The 17790-nt window shown below is 44.1% G+C and carries 13 protein-coding genes and 2 pseudogenes; 6 read left to right on the top strand and 9 right to left on the bottom strand.

What is annotated here, in order from left to right; all coding sequences use genetic code 11:
- The 6 genes and pseudogenes from DXA15_RS17545 to panB all read right to left on the bottom strand — a co-directional run.
- Positions 1 to 506, bottom strand: a pseudogene (locus DXA15_RS17545) (DEAD/DEAH box helicase); the annotation flags it as partial.
- A 301-nt stretch (positions 507 to 807) separates the two neighbouring features.
- Positions 808 to 1380, bottom strand: a complete 573-nt coding sequence (locus DXA15_RS17550; RefSeq protein ID WP_128134871.1) for a cob(I)yrinic acid a,c-diamide adenosyltransferase — start codon at positions 1378 to 1380, stop codon at positions 808 to 810.
- A gap of 1 nt (position 1381) precedes the next feature.
- Positions 1382 to 3010 (bottom strand): flotillin family protein, encoded by a 1629-nt coding sequence (locus DXA15_RS17555; RefSeq protein WP_128134872.1) that lies wholly within the window; start codon positions 3008 to 3010, stop codon positions 1382 to 1384.
- Between the two features lie 26 nt (positions 3011 to 3036).
- Entirely contained in the window at positions 3037 to 3531 is a 495-nt protein-coding gene (locus DXA15_RS17560) for a hypothetical protein (protein WP_128134873.1), read from the bottom strand.
- 162 nt (positions 3532 to 3693) lie between these two features.
- Positions 3694 to 5019, bottom strand: coding sequence for a cobyrinate a,c-diamide synthase (locus DXA15_RS17565; protein WP_128134874.1), 1326 nt, complete (start codon positions 5017 to 5019; stop codon positions 3694 to 3696).
- A 99-nt stretch (positions 5020 to 5118) separates the two neighbouring features.
- The gene (panB, locus tag DXA15_RS17570) at positions 5119 to 5946 is read right to left on the bottom strand and encodes a 3-methyl-2-oxobutanoate hydroxymethyltransferase (protein ID WP_048316368.1); all 828 of its coding nucleotides are present in this window, start codon (positions 5944 to 5946) and stop codon (positions 5119 to 5121) included.
- Between the two features lie 149 nt (positions 5947 to 6095).
- On the opposite strand from panB, the gene DXA15_RS17575 reads away from it, so the two are divergent.
- The 3 genes from DXA15_RS17575 (at position 6096) to DXA15_RS17585 (ending at position 8354) form a co-directional block, all read left to right on the top strand.
- The gene (locus DXA15_RS17575; protein WP_128134875.1) at positions 6096 to 6611 is read left to right on the top strand and encodes an outer membrane beta-barrel protein; all 516 of its coding nucleotides are present in this window, start codon (positions 6096 to 6098) and stop codon (positions 6609 to 6611) included.
- Positions 6612 to 6756: 145 nt separating this feature from the next.
- On the top strand, positions 6757 to 7824 hold the full coding sequence (locus DXA15_RS17580) for a GNAT family N-acetyltransferase (RefSeq protein WP_128134876.1): 1068 nt from the start codon (positions 6757 to 6759) through the stop codon (positions 7822 to 7824).
- A 62-nt stretch (positions 7825 to 7886) separates the two neighbouring features.
- Complete coding sequence (locus DXA15_RS17585; RefSeq protein WP_007656048.1) at positions 7887 to 8354, top strand: hypothetical protein; 468 nt, start codon at positions 7887 to 7889, stop codon at positions 8352 to 8354.
- 72 nt (positions 8355 to 8426) lie between these two features.
- On the opposite strand, the gene DXA15_RS17590 is transcribed toward DXA15_RS17585, so the two are convergent.
- From DXA15_RS17590 to DXA15_RS17600, 3 genes are read right to left on the bottom strand one after another with little or no spacing between them, the layout of a single operon-like run.
- A complete protein-coding gene (locus DXA15_RS17590; protein WP_128134886.1) occupies positions 8427 to 9326 on the bottom strand; it encodes an ABC transporter permease in 900 nt (299 codons plus the stop codon).
- Positions 9327 to 9374: 48 nt separating this feature from the next.
- Positions 9375 to 10115 carry an ABC transporter ATP-binding protein gene (locus tag DXA15_RS17595; protein ID WP_128134877.1) on the bottom strand — a complete coding sequence of 247 codons (741 nt, stop codon included), beginning with the start codon at positions 10113 to 10115 and terminating at the stop codon, positions 9375 to 9377.
- A gap of 3 nt (positions 10116 to 10118) precedes the next feature.
- Positions 10119 to 11270 carry an NEW3 domain-containing protein gene (locus DXA15_RS17600; protein ID WP_186961773.1) on the bottom strand — a complete coding sequence of 384 codons (1152 nt, stop codon included), beginning with the start codon at positions 11268 to 11270 and terminating at the stop codon, positions 10119 to 10121.
- Positions 11271 to 11587: 317 nt separating this feature from the next.
- Here DXA15_RS17600 and pgk point away from each other — a divergent pair, with 317 nt between their 5' ends.
- The 3 genes and pseudogenes from pgk to DXA15_RS17615 all read left to right on the top strand — a co-directional run bounded on the left by pgk (position 11588) and on the right by DXA15_RS17615 (position 17641).
- The gene (pgk, locus tag DXA15_RS17605) at positions 11588 to 12859 is read left to right on the top strand and encodes a phosphoglycerate kinase (protein ID WP_128134878.1); all 1272 of its coding nucleotides are present in this window, start codon (positions 11588 to 11590) and stop codon (positions 12857 to 12859) included.
- Between the two features lie 299 nt (positions 12860 to 13158).
- Positions 13159 to 14640 (top strand): proline--tRNA ligase, encoded by a 1482-nt coding sequence (proS, locus tag DXA15_RS17610; RefSeq protein ID WP_007656038.1) that lies wholly within the window; start codon positions 13159 to 13161, stop codon positions 14638 to 14640.
- A 290-nt stretch (positions 14641 to 14930) separates the two neighbouring features.
- Positions 14931 to 17641, top strand: a pseudogene (locus tag DXA15_RS17615) (family 78 glycoside hydrolase catalytic domain).
- The last annotated feature ends 149 nt before the right edge of the window (positions 17642 to 17790 follow it).

A 17790-nucleotide genomic window follows, 5' to 3' on the forward strand; every position in this document is an offset into this window, starting at 1 on the left:
TTGGAGTGGCCGACATTCCCAGTACACGGGCTTCCGGATTGTTATCTATTACTTCCTGTACAGCCTGTCCCCATACCTCCGCTCCGAAATGATGGAACTCGTCGATAATAATATGATTTGCTTTGAGTTCACCGACTGTACTGCGATTCAGAACTTAATGCCTGAAAAGTCCGGTAGGCAACATGCGGCATTGTCCTGCCAATAGCTTTTTTGATCTCGGCAATGATCGTAACGTTGGGAGCGATAACCACTATATCATCTTCCGAATGATTGACGATATAACGGGCAATCAGGTAAGACTTTCCTGTTCCGGTCGCCAGTACAACGGCTCCGATCCTGTTTGTTTTGAATCCTTCCTCGATAGCCCGGTAAGCCGCTTCATTATGTGAGAACAGTTCAATATGCTTTCCCGTCTCCAGACTTCTCAGATAGCTTTCATCCGAAACTGTCAGTCCGTGCAGTTCAAAGGAAAGTGCCTCCGGTAGATAGCCTCCATGAGCTAATATACTGCATATTAATACATATTTCAAGTCATATCCTTTATATGAATAAATTCATTTTTCAATCAAAACCCAAAACATTAATTCCATACAATAAGTAAGGCGAAAATACACTGTTTTTTATAAGTAATTAAAAAGATGAGATTTCCAGAAATAGGTTTAGTTTCATAAGGAAAGTGGACGTTCCGATGATGGCAAACTTCAAAAAGAGAGGTTATATACTTCTGAAAAATAAAAAAATCTTGCAAATTCACTTTTCAATCGTGAATTTGCAAGATTTTTTTATTTAACTATTGCCAGATATGGATTACTCTTTCTTTTTTCTTTTATAGAGGAAAGAGTTCCAACGTTCTTCGGCATGGTCCTGTTGAAACATTTCGTAACGGGCCATAGTGAAAAGTAGGTCTGAGAGGCGATTCACGAACTGCATGATTTCTTCCGGAAGCGGATCTTTCCGGTATAATGTCCATAAACGACGTTCGGCTCGACGGGCAACAGTACGTGCCAACTGCAAATGGGCGGAGATCAGGGTACCGCCGGGCAGGATAAAGAAACCGTTATCCTGCATCTGTCCGGTGAGTAGATCTATTTGTTGCTCACAGAAGGACACAAGGTCCTCCGATAAACTGTTAGGGTTCTTGTCGCGGATAGCCGAAGGGGTTGCCACGTGCGACATGACAACCATCAGCTCCCGTTGTATTTTACCTAAGACATCCTGCCATTCATGTTCGGGAGGTAATAAAGCCCGCACGATACCGATTTGTGCATTCACTTCGTCAAGCGTACCGTTGGCTTCGATACGGATATCGTCTTTATCAACCCGTTCGCCGCCATGGATACCGGTACGGCCTTTATCTCCTCCCCTGGTATAAATTCTCATATTACTTCTTCGTTGTATCTTTCTTTTCGTCTTTTTCTTCCGGACGAATGATTCCTTTTACGGTTTCGCCGATAGGCAATTTATCCAATACGCCGAGACTCGGGGCTACGGTTTTAACCAATTGGTTCAGGAAATTACCGGTTGTGCCCTGGCCACCGTCAAAGACGGTGATATCACCGAGCTGCATGTGTTCAAATGCCTTCACCTGTTCACCGGCAATTTCTTTCCACTGGTCTACCATCTTATACTGGATAGCGATAGCCGGGTTAGACTCGGCTGCCTCAACCATTGCCTTGAATCCATCGGCTTCAGCCAACAATGATTTCTTTTTACCTTCGGCCTCGGCTTCCAGTTTCATCTGGATAGCACGGGCTTCGGCTTCGGCCTGGGCCAAAGTTGCCTTTGCTTTCGCTTCGGCTTCGCGGATCATCTTTTCGGCCACTGCTTCAGCTTGCAGGATGGCTTCCTGACGGGCGATTTCTGCCGGAACGATCTTTTGTGCTTTCAGGGCTGATTCAACCTTTTTGGCTTTTGCTTCTTCCACTTCGCGCTGAGCGATTTCGCGGGCAGCTTGCACAGAAGCTTCCGAACGGGCTGCTGCTTCACCGGCTTGTTTGCTTGCTTCGGCCTGGGTTACCGCCAGTTCGGCATCAGACTTGGCAACTTCTTTATTTGCTTCGTTTCGTCCGACAGCGGCTTTCTTTCCGGCATCGGCCTTCTTGATTTCCATATCGGAATTTAGTTCTGCGATACGGCTCTCTTTTTCAGTATTTGCTTTTTCTATATTGATATTCTTATCTGCTTCGGCTTTGGCTACCTGCGACTCTTTCGAGGCATTGGCAACGGCAACCTGGGCAATACGTTCTTTATCAGCATTGGCTACTGATATTTCCTGTTGTTTCTTTGTCTCTGCAATAGCGATATCCTGATCTTTGCGTGTTTCGGCAACAGTCGTTTCACGTTCGCGAATCTGATTGGCAATCTTGATGGCACCGAGTTTTTCCTGTTCTTCGATATTGGCCTGTGCTTCGTTCAAGGCTTTGCTTTCAGCTTCTTTACCGAGATTGACGATATAATTGGCGGCATCACGGATATCGCTGATATTAATGTTCATCAGGTAAAGACCGAACTTGCGTAGTTCCGTATCGATATTGTCGCGTACCTTGGAAAGGAATTTATCACGGTCGGAGTTCAACTCTTCGATCGTCATATCGGCAATAACCAGACGCATCTGGCCATACACAACATCGGTAATCAGGTTCTGCTTGTCTTCCGGCAGCAAACCTAACAGACGTTCGGCTGCATTCTGCATCACTTCAGGGTCGGTACTGATCGCTACCGTAATGGTGGTCGGAACATCTACACGGATATTCTGCGCGGACAAGGCGCCGGTCAGTTTACAATCAATCTGAAGAGGTTTCATGGAAAGGAACTCGTATCCCTGAATAATAGGCCATACGAAAGCGGCTCCACCGTGATAGAGTTTGGCTGATTTCTCTCCGGATGTCTTACCATACACAACCAACACCTCGTCACTCTTACACTTACGGTAACGGGACAATATCCCGATAAAAGAAAGAATGATAACCCCTACCAGGATGGCTACCATGATTAACATTTCCTGTGTCATAATTTAATAGTTGAGTTTATTATTTATTACTGTATATAAATTGTTCCTGATTCAACCTTGCAGATCAACGTGCGGTCGCCGGTCTGATACTTTTTCCCTTCCAAGGAACGGAGTTCCACCTCACGCAAGGCTCCGTTCTGGGCGACCTGAACGATATAGCGAACTCCATCGTGTGCATAGATCGTACATTCCCGGCCCACCAGGGCTTCTGTCTTTTCCGGTTTATTTTCTTTCTGAAGCTGATAGGCTTTCTTATAGAGAAACCATAGGATAAAAACGAAGAGCAACCCGATCAGTATGCCGATCAGGAAAGTAGAGATGGCCGTACTTTTGGCAATATACATATACCATCCGAAACCGATGCAGAAGTGGGTTAATCCTTTAAAAGATATTGCGCTGCTGAGATCGACATCAATATCCGTGTCCGTATCCAAGTCTCCGAAAAAGATAGACATGATAAACTGTATCAGAAATATGGCGGAAGCAACAACTGCGATACCAAGAAAAATAGTATTGACCATGGCATTGAATTATTAGTTTACACGAAAATAAGGATTATTTTATTAAAACGGGCATATATAAGAAAAATATGTATGTTTGTAGTAAATATATCATATCCTCTTATGCTTCGTTAAGATACGCAATTGAGAAGATGCCCAAAAAGATGAAAGTGTTGGCAATGGCTAGATAAGTCCGTTCAGATAGTCGATAAACCATTGGTTTCTTGACGGGTCGCCCCAATAAAGATGGGTGTATCCGGCTAAGACGTTCTTATATCTGTATAAAGGGGTAGCGACAGGGCTTCCTTTGGCTGTACAAGCGGTAGCGACAGAAGCTAGTTCCTCTTTCTGAGGCTCAATACGGGAATAATGGAACTCGTGTCCGGTCATTACATAATCATTATAATATAATGTACGGTATCCCAAACGAAGTTTCATTTGCTCCATAGTAGTCGACTGGTTCAGTAAACCGACCATCGGAAAACTATTCCCATCCGACGATTTTATTCTATTGCATAAATACATCATTCCTCCGCATTCGGCAAGTAGCTTCCCTCCTGCTTCTGCATAATCGCGGACGGATTGAAGCATGGAACGGTTTGATGATAAACCGGAAAGGTATAATTCGGGATAGCCTCCGGGCAAGTAAACAAAATCGGATTCCGGTAATACGGAATCGTGAAGCGGACTGAAAAAGGAAACTTCTCCCAGCCTGTGCAACAATTGAATGTTCTCCTCATACGCAAAATTAAAGGCGGCATCACGAGCGATCAAGATTTTCAAAGGAGAAGGTAGCGTTTGTTCAGGCTGAACAATATGAGAGTTAGAAACAGGTTGGCAGGCGGTCAATGCCAATAGTCTGTCGATATCGACATGTTTCTCTACCAGGGCGGCTACACGGTCGGCAAATGTATCAAAACAAAATGCCTCATCCAGGGTTAAGCCCAGATGGCGACTCGGTATCTCTACGTCGGCCTGTTTGGGAAGGTATCCTAACGCTTCGACACCGGCATCTTCACAGGCTTGTTTCAAAAAGGAATAATGAGTTTCGGAAGCTACAAAATTGAAAACGGCTCCAACAATGTTTATCTCCTTATAGAAGTTTTTGAAACCGTACAGCAAAGGGGCAACGGAATAGGCTGTACTTTTTGCGTTTACAATCAGGACGACAGGTATATTTAATGTACGCGCGATTTCAGCACTACTTCCCTGCATAGCATCGTATCCGTCAAAAAGCCCCATCACGCCTTCGGTTACTGCATAATCGGCTACCGAAGTATAGCGTCGATACAAATCACGTATATGTTGTTCGGACATCATGAAACTATCCAGATTGATGGAAGGACAGCCGGCGGCCATTTTATGATGGCGCGTGTCGATATAGTCCGGACCACATTTGAACGGCCGGACTTTTCCATACCGGTTCTTCAACGCCCGAAGCAAACCGAGTGTAAATGTTGTCTTACCGCTTCCTGACGATGCGGCTCCGATCAGTAGATGAGATTTCATAAATTAATCAGATATTTATAGCAACTGGTTGTAACTGGTTCCCCTCTCAAGAAGGGAAATAGTTACTCCCGTCACTACAAATTGATAACTCAATTATTTCTAATATTGTTCCTTCTCATTCGGGAAGTCCTGTGTCTTCACATCTTCGATGTATGCCTGGACAGCACGAGTGATTTCTTCTCCGATATTGGCATATCTGCGAAGGAAACGCGGAGAGAATCCCATATTGATTCCCAACATATCGTGCATAACCAAAACCTGACCGTCTACACCTCCACCGGCACCGATACCGATAATAGGTATGCTCAGTTCGGAAGCAACACGTGCAGCCAGTTCTGCCGGAATCTTTTCCAGCACGATGGCGAAACATCCGATCTCTTCCAACAGATGAGCGTCGTCAATCAACTTCTGTGCTTCTGCTTCTTCACGGGCACGGACGGTATAAGTACCGAACTTATTAATAGACTGCGGAGTCAAACCCAAGTGTCCCATCACAGGAATACCTGCACAAAGGATACGTTCGATAGATTCTTTTATTTCACTACCTCCCTCCAGTTTAATACAGTCGGCATGCGTCTCTTTCATGACACGGATAGCGGAAGCCAAAGCCTCTTTGGAGTTTCCCTGGTATGTACCGAAAGGCAGGTCAACTACCACTAATGAACGCTGTACTGCTTTCATAACCGATTTACCATGGTAAATCATCTGATCCAATGTGATAGGAAGCGTTGTTACATTACCGGCCATTACATTCGATGCTGAATCGCCGACAAGAATAACATCCATACCAGCCTGATCGATCAGTTTAGCCATAGAATAATCGTAAGCCGTCAACATAGAAATTTTTTCTCCACGTTGTTTCATTTCCATCAGGCGATGTGTCGTCACCTTTCTTGTATCATCTAAATCCCTCTTTGCAACTGACATAATGCTTTTTGTTAATTGTTACGGCGGCAAAGTTAAGGATATTCTGTAATTAGCAAGACAAACAATAAAATATTTATGCCGTACAACATATGTTTATTTTTGTATATCTTTGCGCCCGTTTACATATAACGTTTAATATACAAGCAAAGATGAAAAAGTTAATTTTTACTTTGGTGGTTGCATTTATGGCAATCATCAGTGCTGATGCACAGGTTTATGTAGGTGGTTCATTCAATCTTACTCACGACAAGAACGCCGATGTTACCAATTTTTCTATTGCACCAGAAGTCGGTTATAACCTGAACGAAAACTGGGCTATTGCAGCAGAGATCGGTTATACACATTTCAAATCGGACGAGAACAAGGCTAATGCGTTTAATTTCGCTCCTTATGCCCGTTTTTCATTCTTCGAAAAAGGTATTGTCCGTTTATTCCTGGACGGTGGTGTTGGTATCTCCACCTATAAAAGAGAAAGCTACGATAGCGTCAACGGTTTCGAAATCGGTATCAAACCGGGTATTGCACTTGAAATATGCAAGAACCTGACATTTGTCGCTAAATACGGATTCGCCGGTTATCGCGATGATTATAAATATGCCAACAGTACATCCGGTATCAGCCTGAGTTCTGAAGACCTGACTTTCGGTTTCCACTACGAATTCTAATTATCAATCAAACAGGAAGTGCCTGTCTTTATCCTACTCCGGATAGACAGGCTCTTTTTCTTTCTGAACGCCACTTCCTCAAAAAATATCCTGTTGCCCGAAATATATCATTATATTTGCATCCACTGAAATATAATGATATAATATGGACAATTCAGATTTACTATTCCGGAAAGCAAAAGAAGCAGATATAGCACGTATCTGGGAAATCATCGGACAAGCCAAAGCGCAAATGCGACGGTTGAACAGCCATCAATGGGATGAGAATTATCCGGCACTTGAAAACATTGCCAAAGATATTCAATCGGGAAACGGATATGTCTTTTGTAATAAAGAAAATATAGCTGTCACTTATGGCGTTATTTCTTTCGACGGAGAGCCTGCCTACAAAGAAATCGACGGTAAATGGACAAATGATCTTCCTTACATGGTGGTTCACCGACTGGCCGTAGCCGATGAGATGAAACATCAAGGATTGGCGAAACGTTTTATGTTGCAGGCGGAAGAAGTAAGCCAGAACAAGGGCATCTATGAATTTCGCATCGACACCAACTTCGACAATCAGTATATGCTCCGCTTAATAGATTCTTTGGGATTCAGTTACTCTGGAGAAGTTCCTTACAGGGGAGATAAACGCAAAGCGTTTGAAAAAAGCATCCGCCCCCACTCCTCTTCTTTCGGGATTCCGGGTTATACGATCCGGGAAGCTATTTATGAAGATGCAGAAATCATATACGAAGCGATAGATAAACATCGTGAGGATTTACGGATCTGGCTACCGTTTGTCGATGGCTTAAACAGTGTTGCGGATGAACAGTCATTCCTGGAATCTACATTAAAAGTGCCTTATAGAGAACGGGATGTCGTATATATCATTGAAAAAGGCTTTGCGATCTGTGGTCTGATCGGTTTTCATTTCTCAGACCGAGCAAACCATCGTACGGAAATAGGATACTGGCTGCTTCCGGAGTTTCGGGGAAAAGGTGTTATTACACGGGCCGTCCATTATCTCTGCCAATGGGCGTTCTTTGAAAAAGATTTCAACCGCATCCAGATACGATGTGCTGTTGGCAATCAACCCAGCAACGCCATTCCTCAACGTTTAGGCTTCACACTGGAAGGAACAGAACGTGACGGAGAATTACTTTCTTCCGGTGAATATACGGATATTCATGTGTATAGTATCCTTAAAAAGGATGTCACATGTGCATAATTTGCACATACCACTTCACTTGGTAAAAGTAGTAGTTAATTTAATCAATTAAAATAATTAAGATGGAACAAGAAATTCAATTAAACGAACATAATAAGGCTGAATATCCCCCGATGCACACAGCCGAACATATTTTAAATCAGACGATGGTTCGCATGTTTGGTTGTCCGCGTTCGAAGAATGCCCATATAGAAAGGAAAAAGAGCAAGTGCGATTATGAATTATCGGAAGCGCCTACCGCTGAAATGATGGCTGAAGTAGAACGCCGGATAAATGAAGTAATAGAACAGCATCTGCCTGTAACGATCGAATTTATTCCGAAAGCGGAAGCCGGAGCCATTGTCGATCTCAGTAAATTACCGGAAGATGCAAGTGAGACATTACGTATTGTTCGTGTCGGAGATTATGATGCCTGTGCATGTATTGGTGCACATGTCAGCAACACTTCTGAAATAGGGCGGTTTAAACTATTGAATTACGATTATACTGACGGACGGTTACGCCTGCGGTTCAAACTGGAAACTGCATAAACAAAGATATAACTATTAAAGAAAGGCTCTTATCCCAAACACAGGTAAGAGCCTTTTCTGATATTAATCGAATTAACGGGAACGAACTTCCCTTCTCATAAAAGAAACGTAAGACAAGGCAAAACAAACAACTGTCGCTGCAATCAACCCTGTCAGCTGCGGCCAGACAACGATCAGGCTCTGGCCTAAAGGCAACGGACTGGGGATAGCCCCATGCACCTGTTCCATCGTCAACGGTCCCAGACTTCTGACAGAAGGCATCAGCAAGGTAGTCGTTGCATCGCTGAACAACTGGCTCGGCGCGAAGCGCAACAGGTTAAGCATAAAGCGCTGATAGCTGATTATCTGGTAATCGCTGGCAAATCCGGAAGGACTGAGTGCTTTCCCTATCAGATTGATGATCATATTATAGAACACACTGAAAAATAACCAAATGGCCACACAAGCCAGTGCAGATGTCGCAGCCTGACGGAACTGTATGGAAAAGAATATCGACAGGTTCAGCCAAAAAGCAACATAGAAGATACTGACAATGATAAAGAACACCATCCGCAAAAACTCTTCCGCCGTCGGAGGAATACCGATCGCTATCAATCCGAATCCCATCACCAAGAATCCCAAAGAAAACAACATGATGCCAATAACAATCAATGCCCCGACAAATTTGGCATTAATCAGGTAATCACGATGGATAGGTTGAGACAGGATACGACTCAATGTACCTCTGTTTTGTTCAGAATTGATCGCATCGAATCCTAACGCAATCCCCAGCAAAGGCCCCAGGAAGCTGATAAAGACAACAAAAGAAGGTAAAGTTCCATCCGAAACGGTAAACAGTTTCAGGAAAAGGAACGCATTGTCTGGGTCATTAGGCTTGATAGAGTCTCCGATATTAGTCAGAGCAGTATATAACGACCCCATACAAGTCAATGCAATAAGGACGATCATGATAATAAAACGCCAGCTTCTCATATGATCGGAAACTTCTTTATTCACAATTACCCAAAAGGATGATATATTCTATTCATGACCTTTACCTCCTTCGAAATAATGATTATAAATATCATCGAGTCCGTGCTCTTTCTTCTGTTGCTCCGTCAGTTCAATGTCGGCCAATAGTTTACCACTGCTGAACAGACCGACACGGTTACAGACCTGCTGAACCTGGTCCAGATGATGGGAAGAGAACAGCACCGTCAGCCCTTCTTCATGACTCAGCTGATGAATCAGGTCCATAAACTCACGGACACCGGCAGGGTCTATTCCAGATGTCGGTTCGTCCAGAATGATCACTTCCGGATCTTTAATCAGGACATCTGCCAAGCCTAAACGCTGACGCATACCCCGCGAATATTTACCGGCTTTCTTATTCCCTTCATTCATCAGACCGACTCTTTCAAGCAATTGAACAGCTTTTTCCTTTGCATCCTTCTTCGGAATACCATTCAGCTGAGCCGTATATACCAGATTCTCTATCCCGGTCATGTCGTCATAAAACCCGACATCTTCCGGCAGATAGCCAACTATCCGTTTTACTTCTATCGGGTGCGTGGTAGAATCTACTCCACATACTTTCACAGAACCCGAAGTCGGTTCAGTCAGTCCCAGCATCATCAGGATCGTTGTAGACTTTCCAGCTCCGTTAGGCCCCAGTAATCCGAATATGTCCTTTTTATTAATGATCAGGTTCAAATCATTTACCGCAGTAAAACCACCATACTTTTTTGTCAGTCCGGTAAGTTCAATAACTGGTTGACCCATGGCTTACCTCCTTCCATATTTGCGGAACAGATAATAGACGCCTCCCAATACCAAAACAATGATCAGAACACCAACCCAGCCCCAGATCATCGGAGTTTTTACGGAAATACGAAAATCGGTTGTAGCATTTACCTCCGGAGTCTTGACAGTCATCTTTGTTACATAATCTCCGGGAAGAGCCTTTTTAGAAGCCTTTACTGTAGCAACAACGTTTGTAGTCTGTCCGGCTCCCAGCTTCATCACTTTTGCCGGTTCGAAAGTAACCTCCCAGTCTACCGGTTTGCTGGCAGAAAGCTCTATATCTTTTAGTTCGGCAGAACCGGTATTTTTCACAACCAGATCGATCCGTTTCGTCTCACCGGCTGTTATATCAGAACTGAGCAAACCTCTAGGAGTAGTCAATTCCATTTCATAAGAACCGGTTACTACCACTTCCAGGTCCAGATCGGCAGAAGTGGAACCCGTCGAGGCATGAACAGGTATTTTATAACTTCCTGCTGCAACATTAGCCGGCGGGTTGACGTCGATAGTTATATTCTGGGTTGCATTAGGTTCTACCTGTGCAGATGTTGCCTGCTTATAATTCGGCTTGAATACCACATTCCATCCCCGCTGTACATCGGCTGTCAAAGCATAGAGTTGCTGCTCCGCTGTACGATTCTTGATCGTTGCGTTGAATGTAAATGTTGATTTGGAATTTCCCTCCATATTCGGCTGCGTAGTCGTGAAATCGGTCTGGTAAGTTCCCTGCTTGGAGACGGTAATCGTAAGCGGGAGTTTCGCCATTCCGTCGGCAGAGACCGTAAAATTATAAGTACCTTTATTCACTTTCACCGGTACTTCGACCTTTAAAGAGAAATTTTTCTTTTCATCCGGCAAGACCGACAACTGACTGATTGTAAAACCTCCGGACTTCACCTCATAACTCCATCCCCGAGGCATTCCTTCCACGGAAATTGTCGCATTCTTCACTTCATCACTCTTGTTGATGACGTCAACACTGTAATCAATCGACTCTCCCGGCGGAACAGAAATCTTTGTGTAGGGAGTGTACAACATCACGCTCTCTTTTGTGTCCGTAGCGTGGATCTTACAAGGGATAACACCCAATAACAGTACCAATAGTAGGTTTAAACAGTTAATTTGCATTTTCATAATGATTTTTATAGAGTATACAAAAATGATTACTTAATTAGCTGATGACAAATATATAAACTGTGATTATTAGCAATCATTAAAAGTGTTAAAAAAAAACTATTACGCAGGTCCTTCTTCCTTTAAAACCTTCTCTTGTTGGCGACAACAGAAAGTTCAGTACTCTATACATTATATATAGACAAAACCAGAAGACGCCATTCGGATGCTAAATAGACCGAATTATTATGTAAATGTAACACTGAAATAAAATATTTTTATGTAAGTTTGCGAGCGCTAAGAAAGACATTTTATACAGAAATTTAAATACAAGAGTTATGCAATCAATTGACAATTTCAATTTTGCCGGCAAAAAGGCATTTGTAAGAGTTGACTTCAACGTTCCATTGGACGAAAACTTCAACATCACAGACGACACTCGTATCCGTGCCGCTCTTCCTACTCTTAAGAAGATCCTGGCAGACGGTGGCAGTGTAATTATCGGTTCACACCTGGGCCGTCCGAAAGGCGTTACAGATAAATATTCTTTGAAACATATCCTGAAACACGTTTCTGAACTGCTGGGCGTAGAAGTTCAGTTTGCTAACGACTGTATCGGTGAAGAAGCCGGCGCTAAGGCTGCTGCATTGCAACCGGGCGAAGCATTGTTGCTGGAAAACCTTCGTTTCTATGCGGAAGAAGAAGGCAAACCAAGAGGTTTGGCTGAAGACGCAACAGACGATGAAAAGAAAGCTGCCAAGAAGGCCGTTAAAGAAAGCCAAAAAGAATTCACAAAGAGACTGGCTTCTTATGCAGACTGCTATGTAAATGATGCATTCGGTACAGCTCACCGTGCTCACGCTTCTACAGCGCTGATCGCTGATTACTTCGATACTGACCATAAGATGTTCGGTTACCTGATGGAAAAAGAAGTAAAAGCTGTCGATAAAGTAATGAGCGACATCACTCGTCCGTTCACAGCTATCATGGGTGGTTCTAAAGTTTCTTCTAAAATCGAAATTATCGAAAACCTGCTGGGTAAGGTAGATAACCTGATCGTAACAGGTGGTATGACTTATACTTTCACAAAAGCTATGGGTGGTAAGATCGGTAACTCTATCGTTGAAGACGATAAGTTGGATCTGGCTCTCGACCTGATGAAGAAAGCAAAAGAAAAAGGTGTAAACCTGGTATTGGCTGTAGACGCTAAGATTGCTGACGCTTTCAGTAATGACGCAAACACTAAATATGCTGACGTAAACGAAATTCCTGACGGATGGGAAGGTCTTGACATCGGTCCTAAGACTATCGAAATCTACGCTGACGTTATCAAGAATTCAAAGACCATCCTTTGGAACGGTCCTACAGGCGTATTCGAATTTGAAAACTTTACTGACGGTTCACGTGCAGTAGGTAACGCTATCGTTGAAGCTACAAAGAACGGTGCATTCTCTCTTGTTGGTGGTGGCGACTCTGTTGCCTGCGTTAACAAGTTCGGTATCGCAGACCAGGTTTCTTATGTATCTACAGGTGGTGGTGCTTTGCTGGAAGCTATCGAAGGTAAAGTTCTTCCGGGTATCGCTGCTGTAAAGGGCGAACCGTATAAATAAGAAAATACTCTTATCTAAATAAGCGCAAAGGCTGTCCCTGAAAAGGTGACAGCCTTTGTTTGTTTCATCCTATAGAAACAGTTGTTTCATTATGGGGAAACATTTGTTTCTATAGGTAGAAACACTTTTTACCATAGAAGGAAGAATCATTCGGAAAGTGTCATTCTTCTATGGAAACTTATACTCGGATCAGAATATATTCTAATATCAGTCTTGCATATTGGAACTCAATCTAAATATTTTGTACCTTTGCCCGACATTATTCGAAAATCATTGAAAACAACATAGAATTAAAGAAAATGGCAAAAGAGCTGAAAGAACTGACTAAGAGAAGTGTGAACTACTCTCAGTGGTACCAGGATTTGGTTATTAAAGCGGATCTGGCAGAAAATTCTGCTGTACGTGGCTGTATGGTTATCAAGCCTTACGGATACGCTATTTGGGAGAAGATGCAACGTATCCTCGATGATATGTTCAAAGAAACAGGACACGTAAACGCTTACTTCCCTCTGTTGATCCCGAAATCATTTTTAAGCAAGGAAGCCGAACACGTAGAAGGTTTCGCCAAAGAATGCGCTGTTGTTACACATTATCGTCTGAAAACGAACCATGACGGTACAGGTGTAGTTGTCGACCCGGCAGCTAAACTGGAAGAAGAACTGATCATCCGTCCGACTTCTGAAACAATCATCTGGAACACATACCGTAACTGGATTCAGTCATACCGCGACCTGCCTATCCTATGTAACCAATGGGCAAACGTGATGCGCTGGGAAATGCGTACACGCCTGTTCCTCCGCACCGCAGAATTCCTGTGGCAGGAAGGTCACACGGCTCACGCTACCCGTGAAGAAGCAGAAATCGAAGCAAAAAAGATGCAGGAAGTATACGCAAACTTTGCTGAAAACTATATGGCAATGCCGGTTATCAAAGGTGTAAAATCTGCCAGCGAACGTTTCGCAGGCGCTTTGGATACCTACACTATCGAAGCGATGATGCAGGACGGAAAAGCGTTGCAGGCAGGTACTTCCCACTTTCTGGGACAGAACTTCGGTAAGGCTTTCGATGTTACTTTCATCGACAAAGAAGGCAAGAGTGATTATGCATGGGCTACTTCATGGGGGGTTTCAACCCGTCTGATCGGTGCCCTGATCATGTCTCACTCGGATGATAATGGTCTGGTATTGCCTCCGCACCTGGCTCCTATCCAGGTAGTGATCGTTCCGATCTATCGCAGCGAAGAACAGTTGGCACAGATCAGCGAAAAGGTAAACGGTATCGTAGCCAAACTGAAAAAGATGGGTATCTCCGTTAAATACGACGATGCAGATAACAAGAAACCGGGATGGAAGTTTGCTGAATACGAACTGAAAGGCGTTCCTGTACGCCTGGCAATGGGTGGACGCGATCTGGAAAACAACACGATCGAAGTAATGCGCCGCGATACGCTGGAAAAAGAAACCATCACTTGCGACGGTATCGAAGAATACGTACAGAATCTGTTGGAAGAAATCCAGCAGAACATTTTCCAGAAAGCTCTCGATCATCGTACAGCTTGCACGGTAACTGTCGATACTTACGAAGAGTTCAAGGAAAAAATAGAAGAAGGCTTGTTCATCATGGCTCACTGGGATGGTACTCCTGAAACAGAAGAGCAGATCAAGAACGAAACCAAAGCAACTATCCGTTGTATCCCATTGGAAGGCGACAAAACACCGGGTAAGTGTATGGTTACCGGCAAACCTTCCGCACAGCGCGTATTGTTTGCACGGGCTTATTAAGCAACATAGAATAAAAAACAATAACTATTCAAGAGGATATGCCATGATGGTGTATCCTCTTTGACGTATTATAGTCTACACACTACTACACTGGAAAGTACTGAAAAACCGACTAAAGAAGGAGGGAAATATATCAAATTTTACACGCTTTTTATCTACATATATGAAGGTATCATTTTATAAAGTAAAAAAGTCAAAATTAGAACTAGAGCCTACACCCAAAGCCCTAATTTTGTAAAATAAAGGAATATATATTATTCCGGTCTATACCTAACTTAATACGAATGCAGATGAAATTAACCTTCTCCCCCTTATTGGCCGTCCTGGTTATCATACTGGCAGGATGTACTTCCGGCCATACGGTCAGTATCAAAGATCTTCGGGTTGAAATGAAAGAAAACCCGGTAGGCATTGGTGTATCACAGCCCCGCTTTATGTGGAAAATCTCTTCCGGATCACCCGATCTCATGCAGACCTCCTATCAGATACAGGTTGCCGAATCTCCCGATAACCTGAAAAACGGAAAAGAACTGCTTTGGGACAGCGGTGAAGTGAAAAGCGATGAGTCCATACTCATCCCCTACGGAGGCAATCCGTTACAATCCAGAAAACAATATTATTGGCGCATTAAAGCCAATACGAATCAAGGTTCAACGGATTGGAGCCCGATAAACACCTGGTCGATGACCTTGCTCAATCCTTCCGACTGGAAAGCAACCTGGATCGGAGAAAACAATCTTTCCAACCCCGGAGAGACGAAAGAAGGGAAAACACGTCTTGCCGCCCGCTATCTCCGCAAAGAGTTTGTTGCGGATAAACCGGTTCAGAAAGCTGTTCTATACATTTCCGGCCTTGGTTTTTCCGAATCCTATATCAATGGGAAGCCCGTTAGCGAAGATATTTTCGCGCCCGGACCATCCTGGTATCCCAACCGTGTATATTATAATGTATATGACGTGACAAATCTGTTGTCAAAAGATAAAAATACAATAGGCGTTGCCTTAGGTAACGGTCGTTATTTCGCAATGAGAGACCGACAGGAAACTCTGCCCTCCCTGCTTGCACAACTGGAAATCGAGTATGCCGACGGCTCGCAAACCGTCATAGTCAGCGATACCTCATGGAAAGTAACCTCCAAAGGCCCGATCATCGCCAACAACGAATTTGACGGCGAAGAATATGACGCCCGCCTGGAACTAAGCGGTTGGAACAAAAATGGTTTCGACGACTCCAAATGGCTCACGACAGATGTCATGACAACTCCCGCCGGTAAATTAACCGTACAGTCAAATCCGAACCTCCGTATCCAGGAAGAAATCAAGCCGGTCAGCATCACCGAAAGACCGGACGGCAAATATATTATCGATATGGGACAGAATATGGTCGGCAGGTTGGCTGTCAGCCTGAAAGGAAAGAAAGATCAACCTGTCACCATGAAATTTGCTGAATTACTCAAGGAAGACGGTTCGCTTTACCTGGCAAACCTGCGTAGTGCCAATGTGACCGATATATATACCCCGGCCCGCGACGGTCAGTTCAGCTGGGAACCGATATTTGTCTATTACGGATTCCGTTTCGTTGAGATTTCAGGACTTGACTATAAGCCGGAATTATCCGCCTTTACCGGAAAAGTAATCTATGACAAAATGAAAACGACCGGAAAGTTGAAACTTCCAACCCCCTGGTGAACCAGATCTATAAAAATGCCTATTGGGGTATTCGCGGCAATTACCGGGGCATGCCAACCGACTGTCCGCAGCGCGACGAACGCCACGGATGGCTGGGAGACCGTGTAACCGGAGCTTACGGGGAAGCATTCATCTTCAACAACGCCCTCCTGTATAATAAATGGTTGCAGGATATCGAAGACTCCCAAAGCCCGAAAGGAAGCATCTCCGACGTATCTCCCCGTTACTGGACGATATACAACGACGATGTCACCTGGCCTGCCGCCTATTTCTATGTAGCCAACCTCTTATACCGCCAGTTCGGAGATAAGAGTGCCATCATCAGACATTACCCGTCTATGAAACGCTGGATGGAACACATGCAGCAAACAGCCATGCAGGATTATATCATCGTAAAAGACACTTACGGCGACTGGTGTATGCCCCCGGAATCACAGGAGTTAATTCATTCGCAGGACCCGGCCCGTAAGACTGACGGTGCTATCCTGTCCACCACCATGTATTACAGCCTGCTGAATATGATGAGCGAATTTGCCCGGTTAAGCGGACAGGAAAACGATATTGCAACCTATCAGGAACTGGCAGCAAAGATGAAAGAAGCCTACAACGCGAAATACTTCCATCCGGAAACAGCCCAATACGGTAACAATACGGTTACAGCCAACATCCTGTCATTACGTTTAGGACTCGTTCCGAAAGGATATGAAGAAAAAGTGTTTGTCAACATTGTCAAGAAAACGGAGGGAGACTTCGGCGGCCATGTCAGTACCGGTGTCCTGGGCATCCAGCATCTGATGCGCGGTCTCACAGAATACGGCCGGGTAGATATGGCCTGGAAGATTGCGACAAACGACACCTACCCGAGTTGGGGATACATGGCAAAGAAAGGTGCCACCACCATCTGGGAACTCTGGAACGGAGATACCGCCGACCCTGCCATGAATTCCGCCAACCATGTCATGTTATTGGGCGACCTGGTCATCTGGTACTACGAAGACCTGGCTGGAATCAAATGCGCTCCGGAATCCGTCGCTTATAAAAAGCTGATCATGGCTCCGGTATTTCCCGAAGGGCTGAATGCCGTTTCGGCCTCCTACGAATCAGTCTACGGAGAGATCAAAAGTGCCTGGAAAAAAGAAAACGGTACTTTCAGCTGGGATATTACAATCCCCGGTAATACCTCTGCCGTCGTACGGATACCGAAAGAGTTCCGGATCAAACAATCCAACCAACCGGGTGTCAGGAGGGTGAATGACACTGCCTCCTATACGGAAATCGAGATAGGTTCGGGCAGTTATCACTTTAATAACTAAAAATAAATATGAAGAAAAGTCTGTAAATGATATCTTTGATCTTAATCATTGGTTTGCCATTTACAGATTTTTACTCCGTCAAAAAGATCGCCCAAGCTATAGAATACGAATAATTTAATTACCTTTGGGAGTAAAATAAATCAGTACCT

It is taken from the genome of Parabacteroides sp. AM58-2XD (genome assembly GCF_003463685.1).
In the GTDB taxonomy this organism is placed as follows: domain Bacteria; phylum Bacteroidota; class Bacteroidia; order Bacteroidales; family Tannerellaceae; genus Parabacteroides; species Parabacteroides segnis.